The sequence below is a fragment of the Pseudomonas sp. G.S.17 genome (genome assembly GCF_038096165.1).
Lineage (GTDB): Bacteria > Pseudomonadota > Gammaproteobacteria > Pseudomonadales > Pseudomonadaceae > Aquipseudomonas.
The window spans coordinates 898,110-922,618 of the sequence record NZ_CP151076.1 but is presented as its reverse complement, the minus strand read 5'-3'; the positions used below and the strand labels follow the sequence as shown (position 1 = coordinate 922,618).

Genomic DNA, 24,509 nt, shown 5'->3' with positions numbered 1-24,509 from the left:
TGATTAATGACCAGGAATGGCACAAACGCAAACGGCCACCCGAAGGTGGCCGCTTTTTGGCAATTGCGCGTCGCAGGTCTTATCCAACCAGCTCGTCGCGAATCCAGTCGGTGACCGAAGTGCGCTTCGGTACCCAGCCCAGCAGTTCGCGAGCATTCTTGCCGCGCACCCGGCTGTTGGAACCCAGGCCGTAGTTGGCCATTTCATAGCCCCATTCGGCTTCGGCATCCTTGAGCGGCCAGTCCTGCACTACGGCCAGGCCCAGCGCCTTGGCGATGGCATTGCTCATGTCGACAAATGCCGCCTCGCCACTTTCGACGAAATAGAACGTACCGGCCGGAGTTTTCTCCAGGGCCAGCGCGTACAGCTCGACCACATCTTCGATATGCACGTTGGACCAAATGTTCTCGCCCGGACCGACGTGGCGCATGATGCCGCTCTTGCGCGCCTGCTTGATCAACCGTGGCAACTGCACGCTGTCGCGCTTCACGCCCAGACTGTGGCCGTAAATCAAAGTGTTGCAGATCACGGCCGAACGCACGCCTTGCTTGGCGGCATCGAGCACCAGATTATCGATGGCAACACGCGCGGCCTTGTCGACGGTCGGTTCCGGCAGCTGGCCTTCGTAATAGATGACATCACTGCCCTTGCCGCCGGACGCATCGCCGACAATGCTGGAACCGCTGGTGTGCAGAAACGGCTTGTTCGAGCCCTTGAGCCCTTCGATCAGCGCTTCCACCGCGCCGCGATGATCGCTGCTGGCGGCGTTGATCACGCCATCGGCTTTGCGTGCCTGTTCGGTGAGCAATGCGCTGTCGTCCAGGGTGCCGACGACCGGCGTGATGCCCAGCGCGGTCATTTCTTCAGCCTGCTCGGCGCTGCGCACCAGACCGGTAACTTGATGCCCCTTCTTGACCAGACCGGTAGCGATGGAACCACCGATGAAACCGGCAGCGCCTGTAATGAATACGTTCATGGTGACTCCAAGCTTGCGATGAATGATGGGATCAGTATCGGCTTCGGATTCATGTTGAAAAAGACGGGCTTAGTGAAATAGCTTTTGCGCAGCAAGCACGAATCCTGCGCAGGGTTGTAGGACTGGCTTTAGCCGGGAGGGCGTGCTCCCGGCTAAAGCCGGTCCTACGAGATAAGCCCCTACATATTCAGACCGCATACCCCGCCATCTTCTGCTGAATGAAATCCAGAAAACACTGGATGCGCAGTGCCAGCTGCGAGTTGCGGTAGTACACGGCGTTGATCGGTTGACGATAGCCGGTGTTGGCGTCGGGCAGGATGATGTTGAGTCGCCCCAGGCGAATGTCTTCGTGAGTCATGAAGTGCGACAGGCACACGATACCCTCGCCCGCCAGCGCCAACTGGCGCAAGGTTTCGCCACTGGAAGCGGCGATAGCCGGCTGGATAAACAGTCGATCACCTTCGGCGTGGCGCAGCGGCCAGTGGTTGAGGGTTTCGGTCTGGGTAAAACCCAGCAGCACGTGTTCGGCCAGGGCTTCAACACTGCCTGGCGTGCCATGTTTTTTTAGATAGGCCGGGCTGGCGAGGATGTTCAGCGGGCTGCTGCCCAGCGAGCGAGCGTGCAGGGTCGAATCCGCCAGGGCGCCGATGCGAATCGCGACATCGGTGCTTTGCTCCAGCAGATCGATAATCAGGTCGTTGCTGTTCAGCTCAAGCTGGATGTCCGGATAACGCTCACGAAACTCGGCGACATAAGGCACCACCGAATGCAGCATGAACGGCGACGCCGCGTTGATCCGCAAACGTCCGGCGGGCGTCTGTTGACGCAGGGAAAGCCGCTCTTCCAGCTCCTCCATCTGCGCCAGGATCAGCCTGGCCCGCTCAAGAAAGAATTTGCCTTCTTCGGTCAGGTCCATACGCCGGGTGGTGCGGTTGATCAGCGTGGTTTCCAGCTTGGCTTCAAGGCGCGACAAGGTCCGACTGATGGCCGAGGGCGTTTGCCCGACCTGTTCGGCGGCAGCGGAAATCGAACCGCACTCGATCACCGAGATAAACACCTGCAATTCATCGGAGCGCGCTTTCATTGTTGTCCTCCATTCAAAACAGCCTGGATATTAGCGCTGTTGAGGACAACAAAGCGTGCCGATTCAGCTACCGATCAACAGATGCAAACCCAGCGCGCCCATGCCCGTGAAGAATATGCGTTTGAACAGTTGCGGGCTGATGCGCTGGCGCAACCATTGGCCGAGCCACATGCCGAGCAACGCTGGAATCAACGCCAGCAGTGACGCGCCCAGTTCATCGCTGCCTAACGCATTGTTCCAGAACAGCCCTGCTGCCAGCGCCAGGGTCGAAACGGTAAATGACAGGCCCAACGCCTGCACCAGCTGGTTGCGCTCCAGCCCGAGCGCCTGAAGATACGGCACCGCCGGAATGACAAAGACGCCGGTGGCCGAGGTGATGATGCCAGTCAGCAACCCGCAGAGCGGCCCCAGCCAGGCTTCATGGCGGGGCGGAATGTGCAGCGTCGGCAGAAACAGCCCGCTCAAGGCATACAGCAGCAATGCCGCGCCCAGCGCCCGGGTCATCGAATGCCCGCCGCTCATTCCGATGCCGATCGAACCCAGTCCGGTGCCGATCACGATCATCACCAGCAGCGGCCACAGGCGCCGGATCAGCACACGCAATTGGCCGCCCGCCGCCAGTTGCCAGAGATTGGTCAAGGTCGACGGGATGATCAATAACGCGGCTGCCTGCGCTGGAAGCATAGCCAGCCCGAGCAATCCCATCGCGACCGTCGGCAAGCCCAGGCCAATGACGCCCTTGACCGTGCCAGCCAGAAAAAAGGTGCCCATCACCAGCGCCGACAGGGCCCAGCCGAGTGCCTGGTAGTGTTGGATAATTGCATTCATGGGCCTATGCTGACGCCAGCCAGGGAGTTTGAAAATCTGTCATGCATTGAGCCAGCCTCAAGCTCAGACAGAGGCTGAAAATACCGCCCACGTCAAAGGCTGACCATGCACTTCGATCTGATTGACCTGCGACTTTTCCTGAACGTGCTCGAAAGCGGCAATATCACCGCTGGTGCAGCCAGCAGTCATCTATCCCTGGCCTCGGCCAGCGCCAGGGTCCGGGGGATGGAAGCCTCGCTGAACATTGCCCTGCTCGAACGCGGCCGGCGCGGTGTGACGCCGACTCCGGCAGGCAAAGCCCTGGCGCAACATGCGCGATTGATACTGCAACAGGTCGAGCGCATGCAATTTGACCTGGCCGATTACGCCAAAGGGTTCAAAGGCCAGGTCCGCCTGCTGTGCAATACCTCCACGCTGAGTGAGCACCTGCCGGAATTGCTGGCGGACTTTCTGGTGAGCCATCCCAATATCGATATCGAAGTCGAGGAACATCCGAGCCTGCGCATCCTGCATGCGGTGCGCCACGGGACGGCGGACATCGGGATTATTTCCGACGCGGTCGATGCCAGCGACCTGCAAACCCGGCCGTTCCGCGCCGACCCGTTGGCGGTGATCATGCCGCTGGACCATCCGTTGCAGGATCAGACCACCCTGAGCTTCAACCAGGTTCTGGATTACGAGTTTGTCGGCCTGGCCGTCAACAGCGCCATGGCGATTTACCTCGAAGGCCAGGCGCTGCACGCCGGAAAACGCCTGCGCATCCGGGTGCGCGCCGAAGGCTTCGCCGCCGCGATCAGGATGGTTGCCCACGGCGCTGGCCTGGGCATCGTTCCACAAGCGGCCATTGAACGCTGCCAGGGCGAACGTCAGTTCAAAAGCATTGCGTTGACGGACCCGTGGGCCGACCGAAAATTGCTGCTGTGTGCCGTGGATTTCGCTGCGCTGCCGGGTTACGCCGGGGCGCTGCTGGAGGTGTTGAGCTGCGCTTCTGGATACCCGGATGTCGAGTACAGACAACTGAGCGGCAAGCAACCGCCCTAAGGTAGCCGAGCGATTTTCGCCCACATCCTGGAGCTGTCCATGTCTACGCCGATTACTGTCCTGCGCGATACCCACCCGCTGCCGGTGCTCGATGCCTGCAAATGGGAAAAACTCGAAGGCGATCCGCACACCGTCAACCTTAACGCCTACACCTCCGAAGACGGCAGCAAGATCATGGGCACCTGGATCTGCACACCGGGCAAATGGCGTGTGGATTATGTGAAGTGGGAGTACTGCCACTTCCAGGAAGGCTATTGCATCATTACCCCGGACGGCATGGACCCTATTCATTTACGGGCCGGTGACATCTTCGTGGTTGAGCCGGGAATGAAAGGCATCTGGGAGGTCGTCGAGACGGTACGCAAGTATTTTGTCTTTGCCTGACAGAGCATCGCCCGACTCGAACGCAGGTGCAGAGAACAATTTTCTCTGCAACTGCAGCAGGTTCAATTATTTACGTGTAACGCTGAAATTACACTATCGATCAATTCTTCAGTTAACTGTATTCGGCACTGCACGTCCGCGTTTCAAGCTATCTATTTGAAAGTCCACGTCATTATTTTCCTTGCCTGCAAACCACCCGCTACATACCTGTTAATTTCCTGATAAAAGCCTGAAAGCTGTTCATTAGCCCGCTGTACAGTTGCGCTAAAAAAAATCTAACCTCTTTAACAACGACTAATCTTCCCCCGTAAATCAGAGTGCCCGCGAGCTGCAACGCGCAGGGCTGCGGGCCTAATGTTTGATTATTTCAGGATGATTATGAAAATACTTGTCACGGGTGGAACCGGTTACATAGGGAAAGCGTTACTGGCGAAATTGACCGCCGAGACGACATACGAGGTTTCAGGCACGACACGCACTCAGCACTCGCCGCCATCCGTTGCCCCTTTGATACCCGTGGGCGATTGCTGCGCAACGACCGATTGGTCTGCAGCGCTGCAAGGGGTCGATGTCGTCGTTCATGTCGCCGCCCATCTCAAGACAGCCACCGACCCCGGCATCAGCCAGCTGGATCAACTCTGGCTGACCAATGTCGAAGGAACACTGGCCCTCGCCCGGCAGGCGCTGGCAGCCGGGGTAAAACGGCTCATCTTCATCAGTTCCGTAGGCGTCAACGGCTCGCACACCACCGACACCCCCTTCACCGAAGCATCTGTTCCGGCACCAGAGGACGACTATGCGCGATCCAAACTGGAAGCTGAACGCGGGCTGATGGTTTTGCTTGCGGACACCAGCATGGAGTTCGTCATTATTCGGCCGCCGCTGGTCTACGCCGCCCACGCGCCGCGTAACTTCCCGCGCCTGTTGCGGTGGGTCGCATCCGGCGTGCCGCTGCCGTTTGCCCTGATCAATAACAAGCGCAGCATGATTGCCCTGGAAAACCTGGTGGACTTCATTGCGCTGACTGTCGAACATCCCGCCGCCGCCAATGAACTGTTTCTGGTTTCAGATGGCCTGGATATGTCGACTGCGCAGATTGTCAGTGAGCTCGCCGCAAGCATGGGAGGCCGGGCACGCTTATTACCGGTCCCTGATTGGTTGATGCGTTGGGGCGCAAGAATGGTCGGCAAACAATCCATGTATTCGACGTTATGTGCGTCCTTGGTCGTTGATTCGAGCAAGGCGCAAAGGCTGCTCAACTGGACGCCACCATTGACGGCGCGGGAGGCACTGCTTAAAAGCGGCAAAGAGTTCAGGTCGGGCGATTGGCCAACACCGCTGGCGCAATGAAAAAGCTCACTCCGTGATACGCGGAGTGAGCTTTGATTTCGATGGGGAAATCGAAACGGGTTACAGGATGCTCAGCGGGTATTCGACAATGACGCGGATTTCGTCGATTTCGCCGCCGCGATCCGAGCTGCGATAGCTGGCGTGACGCACGCGCAAGCTCAGGTCTTTGGCCGGGCCTGCTTGAACCACGTATTTTCCATCGAAATCGCGCTCCCACGCCTTGCCGTTGTCGCCGGTAGCCGTGGTGAAATCTTCACCCTTCACATAGCGTGCGAGGAACGTCAAACCCGGCACACCATAGGTAGCCATGTTGATGTCGTAACGGGCCTGCCAGGATTTTTCGTTGGCATAGTTGAAGTCGGAATACTGAATGGAGTTGCCGACGAAAACAGTGCTGTTGCCGTCAACGCCGTACTTGTAGTCGCCGGTGCCGTTAACTTGCTGACGACCGATCTGGAAGGTGTGCGCGCCGAAGGTGTAACCGGCGGTCAGGCTCCAGATGGTGTTGTCCAGCTCCCCGCCCAACTCCTTGCCGACGCTTTTGGTGTCGTACGCATTTAAGTCAAACTTCAGGGTGTCATTGGGAGTCAACGCCATGGCGTAGGTCAGGCTGCCGTAGTATTTGCGCCAGTAATCTTCAACGTCCGAGTAGTACAGGCTGCTGGACAGATTCTTGTTGAATTTGTACAGACCGCCACCGAAGTTGATGCTGGTCAGGTGAGCGCTGTCATGATTGCTCTGGTTACGGTTTTTCAATGCAGTGAAGTGGCCGCCTTGCAGCGTCAGGTTGTCGATTTCATTGCTGGTAATCAACAGGCCCTGAGCGGTTTCCGGCAGCAGACGGCTGTCGGAAGTTGCGAATACCGGGTTGTTGACATATTGGTCGCCGAACTTGGCCACGGTTTTCGAGACGCGCATTTTTACCGCTGCGCCGGCATAGCCGTAGTTGTCTTTCGCGCCGCTGCTGTCTTGTTCCAGCAAGCCCGTGCCGCCGCCGGTACGGCCGTCACCGGTATCGAGCTTCAAACCGTACAGGCCCAATGCATCGATACCGAAACCGACCACGCCCTGGGTGAAACCGGATTCGAAACTGCCGATGAAGCCTTGCGCCCATTCTTCTCCGTAAGCCTGGGTTGCGCTGGTGGCGCGGTTATCACGGTTCATGTACATGTTGCGCGCCTTGACGCTCAACTTCGAACCTTCGATAAACCCGGTTGCATCCGCCTGGGATTCAGCAAAAACAGGTTGCACAGTGCCTGCCGCCATCGCCAGGGCGAGGACGCTCAATTTATTCACATTCATTACAGCTGCTCCGTTGGTTATCGCATCCCGCCACCTTCGTTGGGCGACGGGAAAGTTATTGGCAGTTCAAAAGGTGTGTGGCTCGCCAATACATTCGCGATGGCTTTTCTTATTGGATGACTGTTTTAAAAACATGAACAAATGTCGCTTGCGTAGGAGGGGACTCGTCCCCGAAAATTTTCCGGACAAAGGCATAACTCGAACTTTGCACCGCTAGTGCAAACGCCTTCGGGGACAAGTCCCCTCCTACCGGTTTGCGGATTCAGCTTTCGTTAATAACCCTGCTCCGGATTGATCTCGTTGGCCAAAGGCGTTCCCGCTTCCAGGCGCGCGAGGTTCTCCAGAATTTGCCCGGCGATCACTTCATAGGAAGCCGATGATGCAATGTGTGGTGTCACGCAAATCTGCGGGTGATGCCAGAATGGATCGTTAACCGGTAACGGCTCCTGCTCGAATACGTCCAGCAAGGCGCTGCGCAACTGACCGCTGTCCAGCGCGGCGAGCAAATCTTCTCGGTTCAAGTGTTCGCCCCGCCCACAATTGATCACCACCGAATCCGCTGCCATGTGCGCAAAGGTTTCCTCGCCGAGAATGCCGACGGTCTCAGTGGTGAGGGGTAATAAGCAGACCAGAATGTCCAGCCCGCTCAAAAACGCCTTGATCTCGCCCGCTTGAAAGGTGGTCACGCCCTCGATCTGCTGCGCACGACGTGCCCAGCCACGTGTATCGAAATCCAGTGCGGCCAGTTGCGACGCAACCGCCCGCCCCAGCTCACCCAAACCCATCACGCCGACCTTGGTCTGTTTGGCCGGACGCTGTGCCGGACGATCCCAGAACACCCATGCCTGATTGCGCAGGACTTGATCAAAACCCCGGTGGTAATGCAGCACCCCCCAAAGCACGTATTCGACCATGCCCAGGCGATGATCCGGATCGACGATGCGACAGACCGGAATCTGCGGATTGCGACTCGGATCCTTGAAGATCTGATCGGCGCCGGCAGCGATGGAATGGATCAGCCGCAAGTGTGGATACATGCCCAGGCTGCCGGGTGCCGGATTCCAGCACAAGGCAATTTCCGCCTGTTGCGCATCGGCATTGTCGGGCCGGACGATGTTCAGTTCAGGCTCACGCGCCAGGAGCATTTCCCGCACGCGCTCCAGACCATTGCCAGTGCCCAGCAACACCAGCGGCTTCATGAACAGTATTCGCTGCGCTGGGCATCGATCATGGTCAGCGCCGCTTCCCAGGCCAGTTCGGTAATGCCTTCAGAGTCATCGGCCTCGAACTGTTGCGCGGTGTGTTCGCAGACCTGCGGGTCCGGTTGAACCAGCGCCGTGCCGCCGGCCAGCGCCTGAATCTGTGCCTGACAGGCTCGCTCCAGAAAGTAGATATTGGAAAATGCTTCGGCCGCCGATGCACCCGTCACCAGTAAACCGTGGTTGCGCAGGATCATCGCGCTGGTGCTGCCCAGGTCTGCCACCAGACGCTCGCGCTCGGCGGTGTCCGTGGCGATGCCTTCGTAAGTGTGATAACTCAGACGGTTGTAAAACTTCAGCGCGTGCTGGCTCAGCGGCAGCAAGCCTGCCGCCTGCGCCGACACCGCCATGCCTGCGGCGGTGTGGGTATGAATCACACAATGGGCATCAGCACGCGCGGCGTGAATCGCCGAGTGGATCACGAAGCCGGCACGGTTGACGCGATGATTGGGGAAGAACTCATCCACGACATTGCCCTGGCCATCGATCTTCACCAACTGGCTGGCGGTCATGCGTTCGAACAGCGTGCCGTAACGATTGATCAGAAAATGCCCGGCCTCGCCGGGCACACGCAGGGAAATATGCGTGTCGATCAAATCGCTCATGCGCAAATGGGCCAGCAGACGATACAGCGCCGCCAGTTCGCAGCGGGCGTTGCGTTCCGCCTCGGGCATGTGCAGCGGCAACGTCGTGGAGCGTGCAGAAGAGGACATGGTGCTTACCATCAAAAAAGGTCATGGCGTGTTTCGTGCAGTCTTTTTAAGAGCAAACGCTGCGCAAGCACAATGTGCGATTACTTATATTCATTATTTTTTTCACCAATAAAGGCCGCGAAGTGAACCAAACCACCAGCCAGACAGTGCCGATCCGCCCGTCTTCCAGACCCTTGGGCGAACGGCTGGACTGGAATCTGCTGCGCACCTTTCAAGTGGTCGCTCAAGAACTGAGCATCAGCCGTGCGGCCGCGCGCCTGCATCTGTCGCAGCCAGCTGTCAGTCAGGCGATCAAGCGTCTTGAAGAGCAATTGGGCACGGCGTTGATCGAGCGGCGCGGACCGCGCTTTCTGCTGACTCAATCAGGCATCGAAACCTTGCGCGTGGCGGCTGACGTGCAGGGGCATTTCACTCAGCTGGACGCGGCGCTGGAGCGCACGTCCGACCAGATCGTCGGCAAGGTTCGGCTGCTGACCGTGAGCGGCATTCATTGCGCTGTATATGACAAGTTTCTTGCGCAGTTGCATCGCGACTATCCCGGCATCACTCTGGAAATCGACGTGCAGTCCAGCGATGCGATCCTCAGCGCGCTGTCGCAGAAAACCGCGAGCTTCGGCCTGGCGGTCAATCGCGCCGCGCCTGGCTGGCTCGGTCAGCAATGCCTGACGCAGGAGCACTACGCCTTCTATTGCAGTGACCTGCATCCATTGTTCGGTCGCGAAGACCTGAGCCTTGATGATCTGCGCAACGAGCAGCTGATTATTTTCACCGGGGACTTGCTGGGCGGCACGCTGTCGTCGCTGGCCGAGTTTCGTGACCACCACGAACTCACCGGGCAGATCGTCGCTTCGTCGCCCAACACTCAGGAAATTTTGCGCCTGGTACTTGCGGGGTTCGGCATTGCCTGTCTGCCGCAGCACATCTGTCAGAACGAATTGCAGGCAGGTCGCTTATGGCGTCTGCCGCCAGAAGCTGGCGTGGGTTCGGTGGATATCAATCTGATGTGGAACCTGGATCAGCGCCTGACCAAGGCCGAATCGATTTTCCTGCAAAAGCTGCGCGAGGCCACCCGGGAAGGCGCAATCGAGCCTTGATGGGCAAATAAGGTGCACTTGTTACGGATATACGCAACATTGCACCGTTGCCGTGCATTTACTGTGAAGTTATGACCCGACGGTATTAACACCTGAACTTTCCTGCATGATCTGCAGGAAAACATCCACTAACGGGTTACGTGGCACCTGTTGTCTGTACAACAGTTTGAACGGCGTGGCTATGCTGAATGTCTGCGCCATTACGGAGCGCATCTCGCCGCGCTCAACGTAACTTCTGGCCCAATGTGTAGGCAAGTAACCCAAATAACGACCGGTCTTGATCAAGATAGCCACCGCTTCTACCTGGGTTGCAACGGCGGTCACGTTGCGCAATCCAAGGAGCTTTGGCTTTGCTGTATGCACGGCATAAGCATGCTCGACAAATTCGGCTTCAGCGAGGCACTTTTCATCAATATCCTCATCGGCCATTGCGAAAAAAGGATGATTGGAGGCGCAATAAAGCTCTGAAGTTTCGTCATACAACGGCATGACCTGAAAGTCATCTTTGCCGCTGTACACCGGCACGATACCGACGGCAAACCGGCCTTTGAGAATGCCTTGTTCGATCTCGTCCAGCGGTGCCACATTCAAACGCACCCTAGCCTTTGGGGCCTTGTCCTGCAAGGCTTTCAGGGCATCCACCAGCGGCGAGTACGGATCGGAAACGGTGTTATCGATGACCGCAATGTTCAGGTCACCGAGCAATTCCCCACGCACATTTCCCAACCGGTCGCGGAAGTTATCCAGGGCCATGAACAGGTCCAGACTGGCCTCGTAGATAATCTTGCCTTGCTCTGTAAGGCAGAACTTTTCCCGCCCACGCGTACATAAACGCATGCCCAGGCGTATTTCAAGATCCGATATCTGTTTGCTGATAGCGGCCAGGCTGATATTGAGTTCTACCTGCGCGGCGGTAAATCCTCCTGATTCAACCACGGCGCGAAAAACCTTGAACAGTTTCAAGTCCATGGCACTGGCCATTGAAATCGCCACATCACCACTTCGTTTGGGCAGGTTTCCACTTTCAGTAAGTTGACTTGTCATTTAAAACATTTCCCCGCTTGTTGATTTTTCCTAGCATCCCTCCCATCGAATCGATTCATTATTGATTGAAGCCAAACTTCCATTGCTCACATCTCTACAACCCGGCGATCTTCACATCGCTTGAAAGTGCTTGAGCAATCCACGTGCCAACGGAGAATTTACATGTCTGATGCTACTGATCGTCTTTGGGGAGCCCGCTTCAAATCCGGCCCGGCCGAAGCCATGGCCAACCTGTCCAGATCTCCCAAAGCGTACTTTCGCCTGACCCCGTACGACATCGCCGGCTCCAAGGCACACGCCAACGAACTGAACCGTGCCGGCCTGCTCGACGCTGCCGAAACCGCGCGCATCATCGAAGCGTTGCGCAGCATCGACGAAGATTTCGCCGCCGGTTCCATCGACCCGATTGCCGCCGATGAAGACGTGCACACGTTCATCGAACGCCTGCTCACCGAACGTCTCGGCACTCTGGGCGGCAAGCTGCGCGCCGGTCGTTCGCGCAACGATCAGTCGGCCAACGACATGCGTCTGTTCCTGCGGGATCAGGTACGAGTCATGACCCTGGCGATCCTCGAATTGCAAAAGGCGCTGGTGTCTCAGGCCGAGCAACACATCAACACCATCGCGCCGGGCTTCACCCACCTGCAACAGGCTCAACCAATCGTGTTCGCCCATCACTTGATGGCTCACGCCCAGGCGATTCATCGCGACATTCAGCGCCTGCAGGACTGGGACAAACGTTTCAATCTTTCGCCACTGGGTGCGGCTGCATTGGCCGGTTCCGCCATCGCTCGCGACCCGCAGCGCTCGGCCGCCGAGATGGGTTACGCCGGGCCGTGCGAGAACTCCATCGACGCCGTTGCCAGCCGTGACCACGTTGCTGAGTTCCTGTTTTGCAGCAGCATGCTGGGCATCAACATTTCGCGTCTGGCCGAAGAATTCTGCCTGTGGACTTCCCGGCAATTCCGCTGGGTTGAACTGGACGATGGTTATGCCACCGGCAGCTCGATCATGCCGCAGAAAAAGAACCCGGATATCGCCGAACTGGCGCGTGGCAAGTCGGGTCGCTTGATCGGCAGCCTGACCGGCATCCTTGCCGTGCTCAAGGCTCAACCGCTGTCTTACAACCGCGACCTGAGCGAAGACAAACACGCGATTCTCGACAGCCTGGAAACCGTACATCTGGTCCTGCCGGCCTTCGCCGGCATGGTGCAGACCATGAAAGTGCGCGTTGACGAGTTGCTGCGTCAGGCACCGCTGGGCTTCACCCTCGCCACCGAAGTCGCCGACTGGCTGGCGGTGCGCGGCGTGCCGTTCAAGGAAGCTCACGAGATCACCGGCAAGCTGGTGCAACTCTGCGAAGAGAACGACATCGGCCTCGACGAACTCACTACCCAACAACTGGCTGACACCGATTCGCGCCTGACGCCGGAAGTGCTCGACGCATTGACCCTGGAAGCTGCACTGGCCGCCCGCAGCGGTTGGGGCGGTACTTCGCCGGTCCGCGTTGCCGAGCAAATCGAGCGCTTCAAGCAGCAGTTGATCGCCCAGGAAAAATGGGCTCTGGATTACGCCGGTCCGCGCGGCTAAACCAATACCGGGAGCAAGGCACATGGCACAGATTCAAGCCCCAGGCAAAGACGAGCGCGTGTCGCTCGCCGCCAAGTACGACATCTCGGCCTACAAGGTCGTCCCGCGCCGCTACTTCGGCCGTTACGCCGCCGCCACACTGATTGCGGTGCTGTTGATCGGACTGGTTCAGGCGTTCATTCACGGCAACATCGAATGGTCGTTCGTTGCGCAGTTCCTGACCGCCGAATCGATCATGTTCGGCCTGTTGAACACCATCACCATGTCGATCCTGGCCATGGCACTCGGGGTCGTGCTCGGCGTAGTGGTGGCGGTGATGCGTATGTCGCAGAACCCGCTGCTGCGTTATGTGGCGCAGAGCTACACCTGGCTGTTCCGGGGCACGCCGCTGATTTTGCAACTGCTGCTCTGGTTCAACCTGGCGCTGATTTTCCCGACCTTAGGCATTCCCGGTCTGTTCGAGTTCAAGACCGTCGAAGTGATCACCCCGTTCGCCGCTGCGCTGCTCGGCCTGGGCATCAACCAGGGCGCCTACACCGCCGAAGTGGTGCGCGCCGGTCTGCTGTCAGTGGACAGCGGCCAGTACGAAGCGGCCAAGGCTATTGGCATGCCGCGCTTGCAGGCGCTGCGCCGGATCATCCTGCCCCAGGCCATGCGCATCATCATCCCGCCGGTCAGCAACGAGTTCATCAGCATGGTGAAAATGACCAGTCTGGCCAGTGTTATTCAGTACTCGGAACTGCTGCACAACGCGCAGAACATCTACTACGCCAACGCCCGGGTCATGGAGCTGCTGATCGTCGCCGGCATCTGGTATCTGGCGGTGGTGACCGTGCTGACCCTGGGTCAGGCGCGACTGGAAAAACGCTTCGCCCGTGGCGCTGGCAAACGTAATTGAGCCCAGGAGGCTGATCATGCTGAACATCGTCAAGGCAGTAGACGTGAACAAGTTCTTCGGCGACTTCCAGGCGCTCAAGAACGTCAATCTGGAAATCCCCCACGGCGAGGTGCTGTGCATCATCGGCCCGTCCGGCTCCGGCAAAAGCACGCTGTTGCGATGCATCAACCAGCTGGAAAAAGTCGACGCGGGTGGTTTGTGGGTCGATGACGAAATCGTCGGCTTTCGCTCCGAAGGCCACAAGCTGATCGAACTGAGCGACAAGCAGATCGCCAAGCAGCGTCTGAAGACCGGCATGGTGTTCCAGCGCTTCAACCTGTTCGCGCACATGACCGTGCTGGACAATATCCTCGAAGGCCCGGTGCAGGTTTTGCGCCAGCCGGTGGAAGAATGCCGCGCGCTGGCGTTCGAATTGCTCAAGCGCGTCGGCCTGGAATCCAAGGCCAACAGCTATCCCATCGAGTTGTCCGGTGGCCAGCAACAGCGCGTCGCTATCGCCCGCGCCCTGGCCATGCGCCCCAAATTGATGCTGTTCGATGAGCCGACTTCCGCCCTCGACCCTGAGTTGGTCGGTGAAGTGTTGTCGGTGATGCGTGACCTGGCCAAGAGCGGCATGACCATGGTGGTCGTGACTCACGAGCTGGGCTTTGCTCGCGAAGTCGCCAATCGCGTGGTGTTCATGGATGCCGGGCAGATCATCGAAACCGGCGCGCCGGAAGATGTGCTGATGAACCCGCGCAACCAGCGCACTCAAGATTTTATTGCTGCCGTTCTGAACTGAAACCCACCGCCTTTTTGAGGATGTCGATGTGAAAACTTTCGCGCTTACCGCTACCGCCGTATTGTCCGCCCTGATTTCGGTTTCCAGCTGGGCAGCAGACACTCACGTGTTGCCAAAATCCATCACCGAGAAAGGCTACATTTCGGCGGGCATCGCCCCGAACTATCCGCCGATGGACTTCAAGGACCCGGCCACCAATAAACTGACCGGCATCGACTACGACCTGGGCACTGAAATCAGCAAGCGCCTGGGCATCGAAATCCGCTGGCAGGAAACCGCCTTCGAACAAATGGTCAGCGGTCTGGCGACCAACCGCATCGACATCGTCATGTCGGGCATGACCGATACGCCGGAGCGCCAGAAGACCGTCGACTTCGTTGACTATTTCAGCACCGGCCCGCAGTTCTACACCCTTGAATCCCAGAAGGATCTGAAGGACATCGAAGACATGTGCGGCAAGAAAATCGGCACCAGCCGTCGCACCACCTTCCCGGTGGAGATCGCCAAATGGAGTGACGTCAACTGTGTCGCCAAAGGCAAGCCGGCCATCGTCGTGATCGGCACCGAAGGCAGCGCCGATGCCCGTGCGCAACTGCGTCAGGGACGTCTGGATGCCGCCGTGCAAGGCAGCGAAACCCTGCCGTACATTCAGGGCCAGGAGCCTGGCGTATTCAAGGTCATCGGCGGCACGCTCGCGCGTCAGCTGACCGGCCTGGGCGTGGCCAAGAACAATCCTGAGTTGAGCGCGGCGATCATCGCCACCCTCAACGACATGATCAAGGACGGCAGCTACGCGAAGATCCTCGACAAGTGGCAACTCAAGGATGGCGCAGTGGCTGAAGCGACCCTCAACGGCGCGAAGTAAGCCCTGTCACACCCGCCTGACTTCGCTCAGGCGGGTGCCTTGAATCAGTCCGCACTGGAGAAAACCATGCTCGGCACGACCGACCTGCGCTGGCCCGCAAATGCCCGCGCCAGCGTAGCCCTGGCCTTCGATCTGGACGGCCCGACCGGCGCCGCGATGCTCGACGGCTCGATCTGGCAAAAACCCGATTACTTCACCTTCGGCGGCTACGGCCCGTATCGCGCCCTGCCCCGTCTGCTGGACATGCTCAAGGCTCACGCCACGCCCGCGACATTTTTCGTCCCGGCCTGGGTCGTGGAGAACTGGCCTCGGCAATGTCAGGCCATCCTCGAACACGGCCACGAAGTGGCTTATCACGGCTATCGCCACGAATCTTTTTTTGCCCTGGACCTCAAGGCCCAGCGCGAAGTCATGCAGATCAGCGCCGATATCTTCAAGCGCTATCTGGGCATCACCGCCAGCGGTTTTCGCACGCCGTCCGGCGACTGGCACACGGAAACCCCGGCCCTGCTCATGGACTGCGGCGTGACCTATTCCAGCAGCATGCGCGGTGACGACCGGCCTTATTTCATCGACGTTCCCGGTCAGGCCAACGGTCTGGTGGAAATCCCCGGCCGCTGGGAGCTGGACGATTACGCGTCACTGGCCTACACCCGTGCGCCGAACTATCCGGCCGGTCTGGATCGCATCGCCAGCTACGACCAGACCCTGGATAACTGGTGTCGCGAGTTCGATGGCACGTATCGCGAAGGCCTGTGCATGACCACGCTGTTCCACCCCAAGATCAGCGGCAAACCGGGGCGCATCCTGTTGCTGGAACGCTTCCTGGAACACATGCACAGCCATCCGGACGTGTGGTTCGCCACGTGCAACGACGTCGCCAATTTCTGGCTCAAGGAGCATCGCCATGACTGAAGCGAAATCCGTCTGGCCCGCGCCGTATCGCTGCGCGGTGGTCATCACCATCGACTACAACGACATTCACGGCATCCTCACGCAGGTTCCGGCCATCGCCGGGCGCGACAAAAGCCTGTCGGTGTGGCGCTACGGCACCACGCGTGGCGTGCAGCGTCTGCTGGAAGTGCTCGACGATCAGCAGATCCCCGCCACCTGGTGCATTCCCGGCATCGTCGCCGAAGAGAATCCGCAGGTGGTGCAGGCGATCAACGCCGCCGGGCATGAAATCGCCTGCGCCGGTTATCGTCATGAAGATTTTTCACAGTTGGATCTGGCCGCGCAGCACGCTTCATTGAAGCGCGGCTGCGACGTCATCGCACAAATGACCGGGCAACGTCCCAGCGGTTTTCGTGCGCCAGCAGGCAGCTACGCGCCAGGTTTCGCCGATGCATTGCGCGCAGAAGGCATCAGTTGGTCGTCTTCGTGGGCGGGGGACGATTTGCCTTATCTGCACCCGGTCACTCAGATGGATTCCGCACCGCTGGTGGAATTGCCGCTGCATTGCGAACTGGAGGACGAACCTTATTTCGCCTTCAACCTCGCCCCCGCCGTGCCGGTCAGCCAGGCGCGCATCGCGTCTTACGCCGAGGTGCTGAAAAACTGGCAGCAGGACTTTGCAGGCTTCCATCGTTTTGGCCTGTGCTACGTCATGCGCCTGCACCCGGAAACCCTCGGCACCGTTGGCCGCAGCGGTTTGCTGCTGGAGTTGCTGACCTGGCTCAAGGCGCAGCCGGACGTGTGGTTTGCCACCGCTGAAGAAGTCGCCGACTGGTGGAGCGAAAGCAACAACAGCCTGCCTGAAGATCATCCCGCCGCTGTTTTCGAGCGCCATCGTCCGAGCCAGGCATCATGAACAATCCATTGCACACCCTCAGCCAATTCGTCACTCAGACGGATTACGCCGCCCTGCCCGCGCCTCTGGTGGAAAAAGCCAAGCGGCACTTTCTCGACACGCTGGGCGCTGCGCTGGCAGGCTCGCAAGCCGAGTTGACCCAACGCACCTTGCGCGCCATGAACGCCAGCGAATCCGACGGCGCGTCGGTGATCTGGGGTACCGAGCAAGGTTTGTCGGCGCGTAATGCGGCCTTGGTCAATGGCATCGCGGCCCACGCTTTGGAACTGGACGATGCCGGTGGCTGCGATCACTCCGGCGCGGTCGTCGTACCGGCGATGCTCGCGGTGCTGCCGTTGTGCGATCCGATGCCCAGCGGCCAAGAGCTGATCAACGCCATGGTCATCGGTTACGACGTTGCCCGGCGCGTACTCGAAGCCTGCGGCGGTTACTCGCCGCACAACGAAGCCGGCTGGCATTCCACCGGCACCTGCGGCGTCTTCGGCGCGGCAGCGGCATGCGCCCGACTGCTCAAGCTGGATGCCACGCAAACCGCTTCCGCGCTGGGTCTGGCGGCAAGCATGAGCGGCGGCTTGTGGGCGTTTATCCATGACGGCGCCGACAGCAAGAAGCTGCACGCCGGCCGCCCCGCTGAAGGCGGCGTGCTTGCGGTATTGCTCGCTCGCGAAGGCGTGACCGGACCCAATCAGGTGTTCGATGACGTGTGGGGTGGATTTCTGCGCACTTTGGCGCGGGACACGGCGCAACCCGAGGCGCTGACTGCGGATCTGGGCGTGATCTGGAAACTCGCCCGCTGCTCGATCAAACCTTACGCCGCTTGCCGAGGCACGCACTCAGCCATCGATGCCATCGGTGAATTGCTCAGCGAACTTGATATCAAGGCTGACGAGATCGAGTCCATCGACGTCAGCGCCAGCGAGTTTCTGGTGGGCATGTGCGCAGGTCTCGATACCACCACGCTGGCCGCCTCGCAAATGAGCCTGCCGTATGCGCTGGCCGTGCGTTGCCTGCTGGGCCATGCCGGGCTGGACGCTTACGAAGAGAAGTTGCGCGGCGACGTCGAAGTGCTGGGCTTCATGCAGCGCATTCGCATGCACAGCGATGCGTCCCTCGCGCCGCTGGATGAACCGCGCCTGACCCTGACCCGTAAAGATGGCCGCAGCGCTTCCCGGCAAGTCAAAACCCCGCTGGGCGGCCCGCTCAACCCGATTGGCGATGACGCCTTGCTGGAGAAATTTCGCTCACTGGCGACGCGTGCGTTGCCCGACGTACACGTCGAACGCCTCGTCGCGCTGTGCCTGAACCTGGATCAAAAAACAGACCTACAAGACCTGCTGGATCTTTTGCGCTTCCCTTGAAGCCTTGCTGCCCTTATCTCTGACGTAAGGAATTGACCATGCTGGATTTGAGCAATAAAGCTTCGATGCTGTTCGCGGCCTTGGGTATTGCGGCCTGCTGCAACGTGGCGCAGGCCCGGGAAACCTTGAACGTCGGCGTGGAAGCGACGTACCCGCCGATGTCGTACCGCGATCCGGCGACCAACCAGAGCGTAGGCTTCAACATCGACCTGTTCGACGCCCTGGGCAAGGCAATGAACGTCGAGATCAAGTATCAGGAAATGACCTTCGAGCAGCTGACCAGCAGCCTGAAAACCGGGCGCATCGACGTGATCGGCACAGCCATCACCGACCTGCCCAAACGCCGCACCGACATGACCTTTGTCGATTACCTGCAAACCGGCGCGCAGATGTTCACCACGGTGCGCAACACCAGCCTGGGCTCGACACCGGAAGCCTTCTGCGGGAAAAACATCGGCACCCCGCGCACCACCAATTACTACCCGGAAGTCATGGCCTGGAACGACACCAATTGCGTCGCCGCCGGCAAGCCTGCGGCTACCGTGCAAGGCACCGCTGGCGCTTCGGCGGCACGTCTGGACCTGCAACAGGAACGCCTCGCCGCCGTGGTCCTCGGCCCGGAATATGTGAAGTACCTGATCAGCCAGGAACCCAATACCTACGTGTTGATCGGTCAGCCGCTGTCCTTGCATCACTTCGGTTTCGCGGTCGATAAAGCCAAGACCGACGTGCGCGACAACCTGGTCAAAGGCCTGCAAACCGTGATCCGCGACGGCACCTATCAAACCATCCTCAAGAAGTGGAATCTGGAAAGCCAGGCGGTCAGCGAAGTGATGGTCGACGGCGGGAAGTAATGCTTTCCCTGCGATAAACATTGTAGGAGGGAATTTATTCCCGAAAAGGTCAGCACGAGCGCCACACATTTGTGCCGGGCTCGCTGACGCCTTCGGGAATAAATTCCCTCCTACGAAATTGCCTTGTTTTAACCGGAGGCCCTTTCATGAAAGTCGTCATCTTCGAACGCTTCGGCGATCCCGAGGTATTGCAACGGGTGGAACGCCCTGCGCCCGTCATCAAGCCCGGCGAGGTGCTGATCGACATACACGCCACGGCGCTGAATTTTTCCGACCTGCTCCAACGGCGCGGCACGTATGTGATGAAGACCGAGGGCGAGAACATCCTCGGCATCGAATGCTCCGGCGTCATCACTGAGGTGGGCGCAGGCGTCAGCACCTGGACGGTCGGTGATCGGGTCTGCGCTTTGCTGCCCGGTGGCGGTTATGGCGAGCAGGTTGCGGTCAACGCCGATCACGTGTTGCCCTGCCCGCAAGGCCTGTCGCTGCTCGAAGCGGCGGCACTGCCGGAAGCGGCCTGCACACTTTGGTCGAACCTGCGGGATATCGGACGCTTGCAACCGGGGGAAACCGTGTTGATCCACGGCGGCGCGGGCGGCGTGGGTTCACTGGCGATTCAATGGGCCAAACAATGGGGCGCACGCGTGCTGACCACGGCGGGTTCGCCAGAAAAACTGCAACGCTGCCTGGAATTGGGCGCTGACGTCGCCATCGATTATCGCAATGAAGATTTCGTCGACGTTGTGGCGCGGGTGACCGAAGGCCGCGGCGTGGACGTGATTCTCGACAACATGGGCGCCGCGTACCTGGCGCGCAATATCGAGGCGCTGGCAGTCGACGGCCGCATCGTCATGATCGGCCTGCAAAGCGGCCGCGAAGCGCCCATCCACCTCGGCAAGATGATGGGCAAACGCGCGGCGCTGCACACCACCTCGCTACGCGACCGCTCGGCAGCGGCCAAACAAACCATCGTCGCGGGCGTGCTGCACGACATCTGGCCGCATCTGCTGACTGGCGCGATCAAGCCAGTCATCGACAAGACATTCCCGCTGACCGACGTGGTGGCCGCGCATGCGTATATGGAATCGGGCGGGCATGTGGGGAAGATTGTGTTGCAGGTTAAAGACTCGCGGTAAGCACCGACTCCGCAGGAGCCAGGCTAGCCCGAAAAAAGGCCGTACATCCGCCCGCTTTTCCGAATCCCAAACACCGCCTTCGCGAGCAAGCTCGCTCCCACATAAGCTCGCGACAAGAACGGCGAAAATCCCGTTGGAGCGAGGCTTGCCCGCGATGAGGCCGGTACGAATCATCCTTCAGCGTATCGAGCCGCAGCGCTACTCGCCAACGCATCATCAACAATTGCCTTCGCCATCTCACTCAGATAGTGCGCAGCCCAGACACTCTGTTTGCCTGCATCGCCCAGCGCCGCGTCGAGGCTGATTTCGCTGGCACACGCCAATAAATTCGAGGCATGTTCCAGGGCGGATTCGATGGGGATTTCAGGGTTTATGCGGAACAGCGGCTGCCTGGTTTCACCGCAGGTGGAGAAGGTGATGGTGCCGAGGGTTTTGATGGTTTGTGGTTGGTTGGAAAAGAACGATTGCTTCATTTGCTGCTCCTGGAGTTGGGGAGCTGTCATCGTATTGCGGCCAAGCAAATCAGGGTGACAGCTGTACGCAGGTTGGCCGACCGGGACTCCAGGTACCCGGCACACCCGAAGATGTCCCGCGCACAGCTGCCATAACTCGACGCCGCAGGCGCAAAAAAAACGCCTGCTTATCGAATGGTTAGCGCTGGTGCGCCTGGTGGGACCGGATTTATCCGGGAAGGCGGTATTTCTGACGACGAGATGCAGTGAATGACCCGGCCTCTTCCCGGATAAATCCGGTCCCACATTTCCCGCACAGATCAAATACTTCTGCGGTGGTTTGATGAGAGCCAACTTGTTGGCGAGGCGTCAGTCCTGCTAAAACAAATGAATCGCCTCGCGAATAAATTCGCTCCTACAAGGACGGCGCAAATCCGTTGGAGCGAGGCTTGCCCGCGAAGAGGTCGGTACATCCGCCCACTTTTCCAAACTCAAAACACCGCCTTCGCGGGCAAGCCTAGCTCCAACGAGATGGTGTGACACCGCAATGATGAGTAGCCGAAATGCTGTAGGAGCCAACTTGTTGGCGAGGCGTTGGGCCTGCGAAAACAAATGAATCGCCTCGCGAATGAATTCGCTCCTACAAGAGCGGCAAATTCCGTTGGAGCGAGGCTTGCCCGCGAAGAGGCCAGTACATCCGGCCATTTTTCCGAATTCAAGACACCGCCTTCGCGGGCAAGCCTCGCTCCAACGAGAGGGTGTTGCACGCTGGCACCGACTGCCTCAATCGACATTGCAGGTCAGCTGGAAAACGTGGTTGCTGTCGTAAAACTGTTTGCCCGCCAAGGCCTCAATTGCCGCCGCTTGGTTAGGGGTAAGGTCATAACCTTCATCGCCACGCTGAGGTACCGACCAGCCCATGATTTGCGCGAGTTGCGAATCACTGCCTTCGGGCAGAATCACCTCAAAACTCAAGAGCTCCGATTCTTTGTTGAACGCTTCAATAATGTATTTCACGGACCAGATGCTCCTTCACTGGCGACCTACCTGCAAAGCCCGACGCTATACATCAAGTCAGACCTGACCGGCTCACCGAGCACTCTCAAGACCGCAGCCGCCTGTTCACTGGTTAGATCGTTTTCACCGACAGGTACATCCGCCGAGGACTCCCATCCAATTGCTGAAAGCACCCTCATCTCTAACTCTGGGGGCACATCTTTTTCATACTGCAATGAGTTATCCGGATTGGGTTCCGGATAAAAACCACTGATCAAGATAAATACCATCGCTTCGCTATGCCCGCACGCCAATGAACAAATCAAGATCCAGCGGCAGCGGCTCCTTTATCACGTGCGCAATTTCCTCAATTTGCGTGGTCGTCAAAGGTTGCTCACCAACGACCTCGGCCTCCATGCTTTCCCAACCCAAAACATCCATTACGGCTTGCTCAAATTCCGTTTTCACGTCGAGCGCAAATTTGATTGAATCGTCTTCGCTGTCGTCTATCAAAAAACCAGTGATTTCTAAGAGCATGGATTTCCCCTCGGTTATTTCGGTGTCGTACGCCCAGGCTCGGCGTCTTTTGTTCGTTCTCCCGTGTTGGGATCAAACTCTCCTAAATGCTTACCTTGGCTGTCGTATAGTTCAACCCTACCATTTTCATAATCCCACTCAAAAATACGGCCCTTACGGTCTTTCCATCGATTACGTTTTTTACCGCCGCCTTGAACACTAGACTTCTTTTTTACCGGCAATGCGTCCGGAAAGGCTGTCAGTCCTTTTGGCGCCGGATGGTAGCTATGATCCCCACCAAACGGCCGCGCAAACACCACATACATCGACTTCCAGCCAACCCCCGCTGGAAACACCACAATACAATCTTCAACGGTGATGTCCTCGCCGGGGAAGCCTTCGATCTGGCTGTCGGTGTCTTCCGGGATCGGGTGGACGAGGATGTTGTTGAGGTGTGCGCCGCTGTTGTCAGGGTAGATCAGCGGTGGCATGGGGCCGAGGCGTCCGTCTCTTGGCGTCCAGATGATCGTGATTCCGTTGAGTTTGGCTTCCATCGCCGTTCGGTCGGCGTTCCACGTGGCTTGCACTGTGCGAACCGAATCGTCGCCGGACGGTTTGCTGTGGATGCCGTAGACCTGCAACACGCCATCGGGATCCTGGCGAAACTGGAAGCGCACCCGTGTTGGCGCGCGCGTCATGCTGCGCAATTGGCCGTCGGTGTAGAGCGTGCCGTCGCCCATTTTCTCGGGAAGCATGCCGAGGACAAGAATGCTGGCCGGGCCGCCCAAGCCGCGTATCGCCCAGCTGTGTCGCTGTTGCATGATCCCGCTGCCGGCCATGTAGCCCAGGCCCAGGTCGGCGCCGAGTGCGAGGGCAGCCGCAGCGCTGGCATCGGGCAGGAGCATGGCGCCCGCGAGCATTACTTTGCCGAAGTTTGACGCCGGTTCTACGGAGGTCCCGGCGTCGGTGGAGCACCAGTTACCCGGCGCGCAGGACTTGGCGAAAACCAGATCAGTGCGGGGTTTTGGCGCGGGCCATTTGTCTTCCTGGATGTAAACCGGTTCGGGCTTTTTGGGTGTGTTCCACGCCGCCCACGAAGCACCTCCGTTGGGCAGTCGGCGGTTTCGCATATAACGTTCGAATGGGTCTTCTGGATCGTCCTTGCGCATGACTCCTCCCTGTAGCGCCTTTTGTCGGCGGGGAGGATGTCGACCCATTCGAGCCCAGTCAATTTAACGCGGTTACTGAAAGTTTCAGCCTGATCCATCTGGCTAATCCCTTCGGCTAGTCCTTCTTGCGATACCCCTCAATGATCGCCGAGAAGTCCTTGCCGCCCTCGCCGCGCAGGCTCATCGCTTGATACAACTGTTGCGCCACGGCGCCGAGGATGACCGGTTGGTGAGCGGTGCGTGCGGCTTCGGTTGCCAGGGCGAGATCCTTGAGCATCAGCTCCGCGCCGAAACCGCCGGTATAACCCCGTGCAGCGGGTGCCGTTTCGACGATGCCGGGCCATGGGTTGTAGACCTCGGAGCTCCAGCAGCGGCCGGTCGAGCTGTTGATGATGTTGGCCAGAATCCCGGTGTCGATGCCCAGCGCGTCGCCCAGTGCCATGGCTTCGGAAACGCCGATCATGGAAATGCCCAGCAGCAGGTTGTTGCAGATCTTGGCGATTTGCCCGGTGCCGATATCGCCGCAATGCACGATGTTCTTGCCCATTTTCGCCAGCACCGGTTTCAGCACTTCGAAATGCTCGGCACTGGCGCCGACCATGAACGTCAACGTGCCGGCCTGAGCGCCGCCGGTGCCACCGGAAACCGGCGCGTCGCCCAGGGTCACGCCCTGTCTGGCGGCGATGGCGGCCACGTCGCGAATGGTCTGCGGGTCGATGGTGCTGCAATCCACCGCTGGCACTCCGGAGCCGATGCCCGCCAATACGCCGTCGTCATTGAGATAGACGCTGCGCACGTGGGCCGCAGCCGGCAGCATGGTGATGACCAGCTCCGCGCCTTGCGCCGCATGTTTGGGCGATTCACTGATACGCCCGCCCAAGGTGGCGAGTTCGTTGAGCACGGCGGTGTTCAAGTCGAACAGATGCAGATGATGCCCGGCCTTGAGCAGGTTGCGAGCCATCGGCGCGCCCATGTTGCCCAAGCCGATGAAAGCGATTTTCATGTTGTT

At 59.1% G+C, this 24,509-nt stretch carries 26 protein-coding genes; 13 read left to right on the top strand and 13 right to left on the bottom strand.

The genetic code is table 11. The features are described from left to right. Positions 1-79: 79 nt before the first annotated feature. From AABC73_RS04135 to AABC73_RS04125, 3 genes are all read right to left on the bottom strand, one after another. A complete protein-coding gene (locus AABC73_RS04135; protein WP_341522576.1) occupies positions 80-976 on the bottom strand; it encodes an NAD-dependent epimerase/dehydratase family protein in 897 nt (298 codons plus the stop codon). 187 nt (positions 977-1,163) lie between these two features. Continuing rightward, positions 1,164-2,060: a LysR family transcriptional regulator gene (locus tag AABC73_RS04130; protein ID WP_341522575.1), complete on the bottom strand. Its 897-nt coding sequence runs from the start codon at positions 2,058-2,060 to the stop codon at positions 1,164-1,166. 63 nt (positions 2,061-2,123) lie between these two features. Continuing rightward, a complete protein-coding gene (locus AABC73_RS04125; protein WP_341522574.1) occupies positions 2,124-2,888 on the bottom strand; it encodes a sulfite exporter TauE/SafE family protein in 765 nt (254 codons plus the stop codon). 105 nt (positions 2,889-2,993) lie between these two features. Between AABC73_RS04125 and AABC73_RS04120 the strand changes: the two genes are divergently transcribed. The 3 genes from AABC73_RS04120 (at position 2,994) to AABC73_RS04110 (ending at position 5,663) form a co-directional block, all read left to right on the top strand. Next, complete coding sequence (locus AABC73_RS04120) at positions 2,994-3,929, top strand: LysR substrate-binding domain-containing protein (protein WP_341522573.1); 936 nt, start codon at positions 2,994-2,996, stop codon at positions 3,927-3,929. A 39-nt stretch (positions 3,930-3,968) separates the two neighbouring features. Continuing rightward, positions 3,969-4,313, top strand: a complete 345-nt coding sequence (locus AABC73_RS04115; RefSeq protein WP_020293094.1) for a cupin domain-containing protein — start codon at positions 3,969-3,971, stop codon at positions 4,311-4,313. Between the two features lie 354 nt (positions 4,314-4,667). Next, positions 4,668-5,663, top strand: coding sequence for an NAD-dependent epimerase/dehydratase family protein (locus AABC73_RS04110; RefSeq protein WP_341522572.1), 996 nt, complete (start codon positions 4,668-4,670; stop codon positions 5,661-5,663). A 60-nt stretch (positions 5,664-5,723) separates the two neighbouring features. Here AABC73_RS04110 and AABC73_RS04105 read toward each other — a convergent pair whose 3' ends face one another. The 3 genes from AABC73_RS04105 to AABC73_RS04095 all read right to left on the bottom strand — a co-directional run bounded on the left by AABC73_RS04105 (position 5,724) and on the right by AABC73_RS04095 (position 8,937). After that, the gene (locus AABC73_RS04105) at positions 5,724-6,965 is read right to left on the bottom strand and encodes an OprD family porin (protein ID WP_341522571.1); all 1,242 of its coding nucleotides are present in this window, start codon (positions 6,963-6,965) and stop codon (positions 5,724-5,726) included. 272 nt (positions 6,966-7,237) lie between these two features. Beyond that, positions 7,238-8,164: a glyoxylate/hydroxypyruvate reductase A gene (locus AABC73_RS04100; RefSeq protein WP_341522570.1), complete on the bottom strand. Its 927-nt coding sequence runs from the start codon at positions 8,162-8,164 to the stop codon at positions 7,238-7,240. Beyond that, positions 8,161-8,937, bottom strand: a complete 777-nt coding sequence (locus AABC73_RS04095) for a class II aldolase/adducin family protein (protein WP_341522569.1) — start codon at positions 8,935-8,937, stop codon at positions 8,161-8,163. The genes AABC73_RS04100 and AABC73_RS04095 overlap by 4 nt, the downstream gene beginning before the upstream one ends. A 122-nt stretch (positions 8,938-9,059) precedes the next feature. Between AABC73_RS04095 and AABC73_RS04090 the strand changes: the two genes are divergently transcribed. Next, positions 9,060-10,031 carry a LysR family transcriptional regulator gene (locus AABC73_RS04090; protein WP_341522568.1) on the top strand — a complete coding sequence of 324 codons (972 nt, stop codon included), beginning with the start codon at positions 9,060-9,062 and terminating at the stop codon, positions 10,029-10,031. Between the two features lie 69 nt (positions 10,032-10,100). On the opposite strand, the gene AABC73_RS04085 is transcribed toward AABC73_RS04090, so the two are convergent. Then, positions 10,101-11,075, bottom strand: coding sequence for a LysR family transcriptional regulator (locus AABC73_RS04085; protein ID WP_341522567.1), 975 nt, complete (start codon positions 11,073-11,075; stop codon positions 10,101-10,103). A 162-nt stretch (positions 11,076-11,237) separates the two neighbouring features. On the opposite strand from AABC73_RS04085, the gene argH reads away from it, so the two are divergent. From argH to AABC73_RS04040, 9 genes are all read left to right on the top strand, one after another. After that, the gene (gene argH / locus AABC73_RS04080; RefSeq protein ID WP_341522566.1) at positions 11,238-12,665 is read left to right on the top strand and encodes an argininosuccinate lyase; all 1,428 of its coding nucleotides are present in this window, start codon (positions 11,238-11,240) and stop codon (positions 12,663-12,665) included. A 22-nt stretch (positions 12,666-12,687) separates the two neighbouring features. Further along, a complete protein-coding gene (locus tag AABC73_RS04075; RefSeq protein WP_341522565.1) occupies positions 12,688-13,563 on the top strand; it encodes an amino acid ABC transporter permease in 876 nt (291 codons plus the stop codon). Positions 13,564-13,579: 16 nt separating this feature from the next. Beyond that, the gene (locus tag AABC73_RS04070; protein WP_020293085.1) at positions 13,580-14,344 is read left to right on the top strand and encodes an amino acid ABC transporter ATP-binding protein; all 765 of its coding nucleotides are present in this window, start codon (positions 13,580-13,582) and stop codon (positions 14,342-14,344) included. A 61-nt stretch (positions 14,345-14,405) separates the two neighbouring features. Further along, on the top strand, positions 14,406-15,209 hold the full coding sequence (locus AABC73_RS04065; RefSeq protein WP_229635578.1) for an ABC transporter substrate-binding protein: 804 nt from the start codon (positions 14,406-14,408) through the stop codon (positions 15,207-15,209). Between the two features lie 66 nt (positions 15,210-15,275). Further along, positions 15,276-16,124 carry a polysaccharide deacetylase gene (locus AABC73_RS04060; RefSeq protein ID WP_341524169.1) on the top strand — a complete coding sequence of 283 codons (849 nt, stop codon included), beginning with the start codon at positions 15,276-15,278 and terminating at the stop codon, positions 16,122-16,124. Beyond that, the gene (locus AABC73_RS04055; RefSeq protein WP_341522564.1) at positions 16,117-17,019 is read left to right on the top strand and encodes a polysaccharide deacetylase; all 903 of its coding nucleotides are present in this window, start codon (positions 16,117-16,119) and stop codon (positions 17,017-17,019) included. The genes AABC73_RS04060 and AABC73_RS04055 overlap by 8 nt, the downstream gene beginning before the upstream one ends. Next, complete coding sequence (locus AABC73_RS04050; RefSeq protein WP_341522563.1) at positions 17,016-18,377, top strand: MmgE/PrpD family protein; 1,362 nt, start codon at positions 17,016-17,018, stop codon at positions 18,375-18,377. The genes AABC73_RS04055 and AABC73_RS04050 overlap by 4 nt, the downstream gene beginning before the upstream one ends. Before the next feature lie 38 nt (positions 18,378-18,415). Further along, positions 18,416-19,231, top strand: coding sequence for a transporter substrate-binding domain-containing protein (locus AABC73_RS04045; protein WP_341522562.1), 816 nt, complete (start codon positions 18,416-18,418; stop codon positions 19,229-19,231). Between the two features lie 146 nt (positions 19,232-19,377). Next, the gene (locus AABC73_RS04040) at positions 19,378-20,367 is read left to right on the top strand and encodes an NAD(P)H-quinone oxidoreductase (RefSeq protein ID WP_341522561.1); all 990 of its coding nucleotides are present in this window, start codon (positions 19,378-19,380) and stop codon (positions 20,365-20,367) included. A gap of 170 nt (positions 20,368-20,537) precedes the next feature. On the opposite strand, the gene AABC73_RS04035 is transcribed toward AABC73_RS04040, so the two are convergent. The 6 genes from AABC73_RS04035 to mmsB form a co-directional block, all read right to left on the bottom strand. Next, positions 20,538-20,840 (bottom strand): DUF3077 domain-containing protein, encoded by a 303-nt coding sequence (locus tag AABC73_RS04035; RefSeq protein WP_341522560.1) that lies wholly within the window; start codon positions 20,838-20,840, stop codon positions 20,538-20,540. 762 nt (positions 20,841-21,602) lie between these two features. Further along, entirely contained in the window at positions 21,603-21,836 is a 234-nt protein-coding gene (locus tag AABC73_RS04030) for a hypothetical protein (RefSeq protein ID WP_341522559.1), read from the bottom strand. A 26-nt stretch (positions 21,837-21,862) separates the two neighbouring features. Next, positions 21,863-22,105 carry a pyocin S6 family toxin immunity protein gene (locus tag AABC73_RS04025; protein WP_341522558.1) on the bottom strand — a complete coding sequence of 81 codons (243 nt, stop codon included), beginning with the start codon at positions 22,103-22,105 and terminating at the stop codon, positions 21,863-21,865. Between the two features lie 7 nt (positions 22,106-22,112). Next, positions 22,113-22,352, bottom strand: coding sequence for a pyocin S6 family toxin immunity protein (locus tag AABC73_RS04020; protein WP_341522557.1), 240 nt, complete (start codon positions 22,350-22,352; stop codon positions 22,113-22,115). A 14-nt stretch (positions 22,353-22,366) separates the two neighbouring features. Next, positions 22,367-23,500, bottom strand: coding sequence for a colicin E3/pyocin S6 family cytotoxin (locus tag AABC73_RS04015; RefSeq protein WP_341522556.1), 1,134 nt, complete (start codon positions 23,498-23,500; stop codon positions 22,367-22,369). A gap of 115 nt (positions 23,501-23,615) precedes the next feature. Next, entirely contained in the window at positions 23,616-24,503 is an 888-nt protein-coding gene (gene mmsB, locus AABC73_RS04010; protein WP_047576922.1) for a 3-hydroxyisobutyrate dehydrogenase, read from the bottom strand. Positions 24,504-24,509 lie beyond the last annotated feature (6 nt).

Coding starts and splice junctions, on each gene's coding strand:
- AABC73_RS04020 (WP_341522557.1), bottom strand. CDS start 22,352: ATGCTCTTAGAAATCACTGGTTTTTTGATAGACGACAGCGAAGACGAT.
- AABC73_RS04045 (WP_341522562.1), top strand. CDS start 18,416: ATGCTGGATTTGAGCAATAAAGCTTCGATGCTGTTCGCGGCCTTGGGT.
- AABC73_RS04070 (WP_020293085.1), top strand. CDS start 13,580: ATGCTGAACATCGTCAAGGCAGTAGACGTGAACAAGTTCTTCGGCGAC.
- argH (WP_341522566.1), top strand. CDS start 11,238: ATGTCTGATGCTACTGATCGTCTTTGGGGAGCCCGCTTCAAATCCGGC.
- AABC73_RS04110 (WP_341522572.1), top strand. CDS start 4,668: ATGTTTGATTATTTCAGGATGATTATGAAAATACTTGTCACGGGTGGA.
- AABC73_RS04105 (WP_341522571.1), bottom strand. CDS start 6,965: ATGAATGTGAATAAATTGAGCGTCCTCGCCCTGGCGATGGCGGCAGGC.
- AABC73_RS04085 (WP_341522567.1), bottom strand. CDS start 11,075: ATGACAAGTCAACTTACTGAAAGTGGAAACCTGCCCAAACGAAGTGGT.
- AABC73_RS04135 (WP_341522576.1), bottom strand. CDS start 976: ATGAACGTATTCATTACAGGCGCTGCCGGTTTCATCGGTGGTTCCATC.
- AABC73_RS04130 (WP_341522575.1), bottom strand. CDS start 2,060: ATGAAAGCGCGCTCCGATGAATTGCAGGTGTTTATCTCGGTGATCGAG.
- AABC73_RS04015 (WP_341522556.1), bottom strand. CDS start 23,500: ATGCGCAAGGACGATCCAGAAGACCCATTCGAACGTTATATGCGAAAC.
- AABC73_RS04120 (WP_341522573.1), top strand. CDS start 2,994: ATGCACTTCGATCTGATTGACCTGCGACTTTTCCTGAACGTGCTCGAA.
- AABC73_RS04100 (WP_341522570.1), bottom strand. CDS start 8,164: ATGAAGCCGCTGGTGTTGCTGGGCACTGGCAATGGTCTGGAGCGCGTG.
- AABC73_RS04075 (WP_341522565.1), top strand. CDS start 12,688: ATGGCACAGATTCAAGCCCCAGGCAAAGACGAGCGCGTGTCGCTCGCC.
- AABC73_RS04115 (WP_020293094.1), top strand. CDS start 3,969: ATGTCTACGCCGATTACTGTCCTGCGCGATACCCACCCGCTGCCGGTG.
- AABC73_RS04060 (WP_341524169.1), top strand. CDS start 15,276: ATGCTCGGCACGACCGACCTGCGCTGGCCCGCAAATGCCCGCGCCAGC.
- AABC73_RS04035 (WP_341522560.1), bottom strand. CDS start 20,840: ATGAAGCAATCGTTCTTTTCCAACCAACCACAAACCATCAAAACCCTC.
- mmsB (WP_047576922.1), bottom strand. CDS start 24,503: ATGAAAATCGCTTTCATCGGCTTGGGCAACATGGGCGCGCCGATGGCT.
- AABC73_RS04040 (WP_341522561.1), top strand. CDS start 19,378: ATGAAAGTCGTCATCTTCGAACGCTTCGGCGATCCCGAGGTATTGCAA.
- AABC73_RS04125 (WP_341522574.1), bottom strand. CDS start 2,888: ATGAATGCAATTATCCAACACTACCAGGCACTCGGCTGGGCCCTGTCG.
- AABC73_RS04050 (WP_341522563.1), top strand. CDS start 17,016: ATGAACAATCCATTGCACACCCTCAGCCAATTCGTCACTCAGACGGAT.
- AABC73_RS04055 (WP_341522564.1), top strand. CDS start 16,117: ATGACTGAAGCGAAATCCGTCTGGCCCGCGCCGTATCGCTGCGCGGTG.
- AABC73_RS04095 (WP_341522569.1), bottom strand. CDS start 8,937: ATGTCCTCTTCTGCACGCTCCACGACGTTGCCGCTGCACATGCCCGAG.
- AABC73_RS04025 (WP_341522558.1), bottom strand. CDS start 22,105: ATGGTATTTATCTTGATCAGTGGTTTTTATCCGGAACCCAATCCGGAT.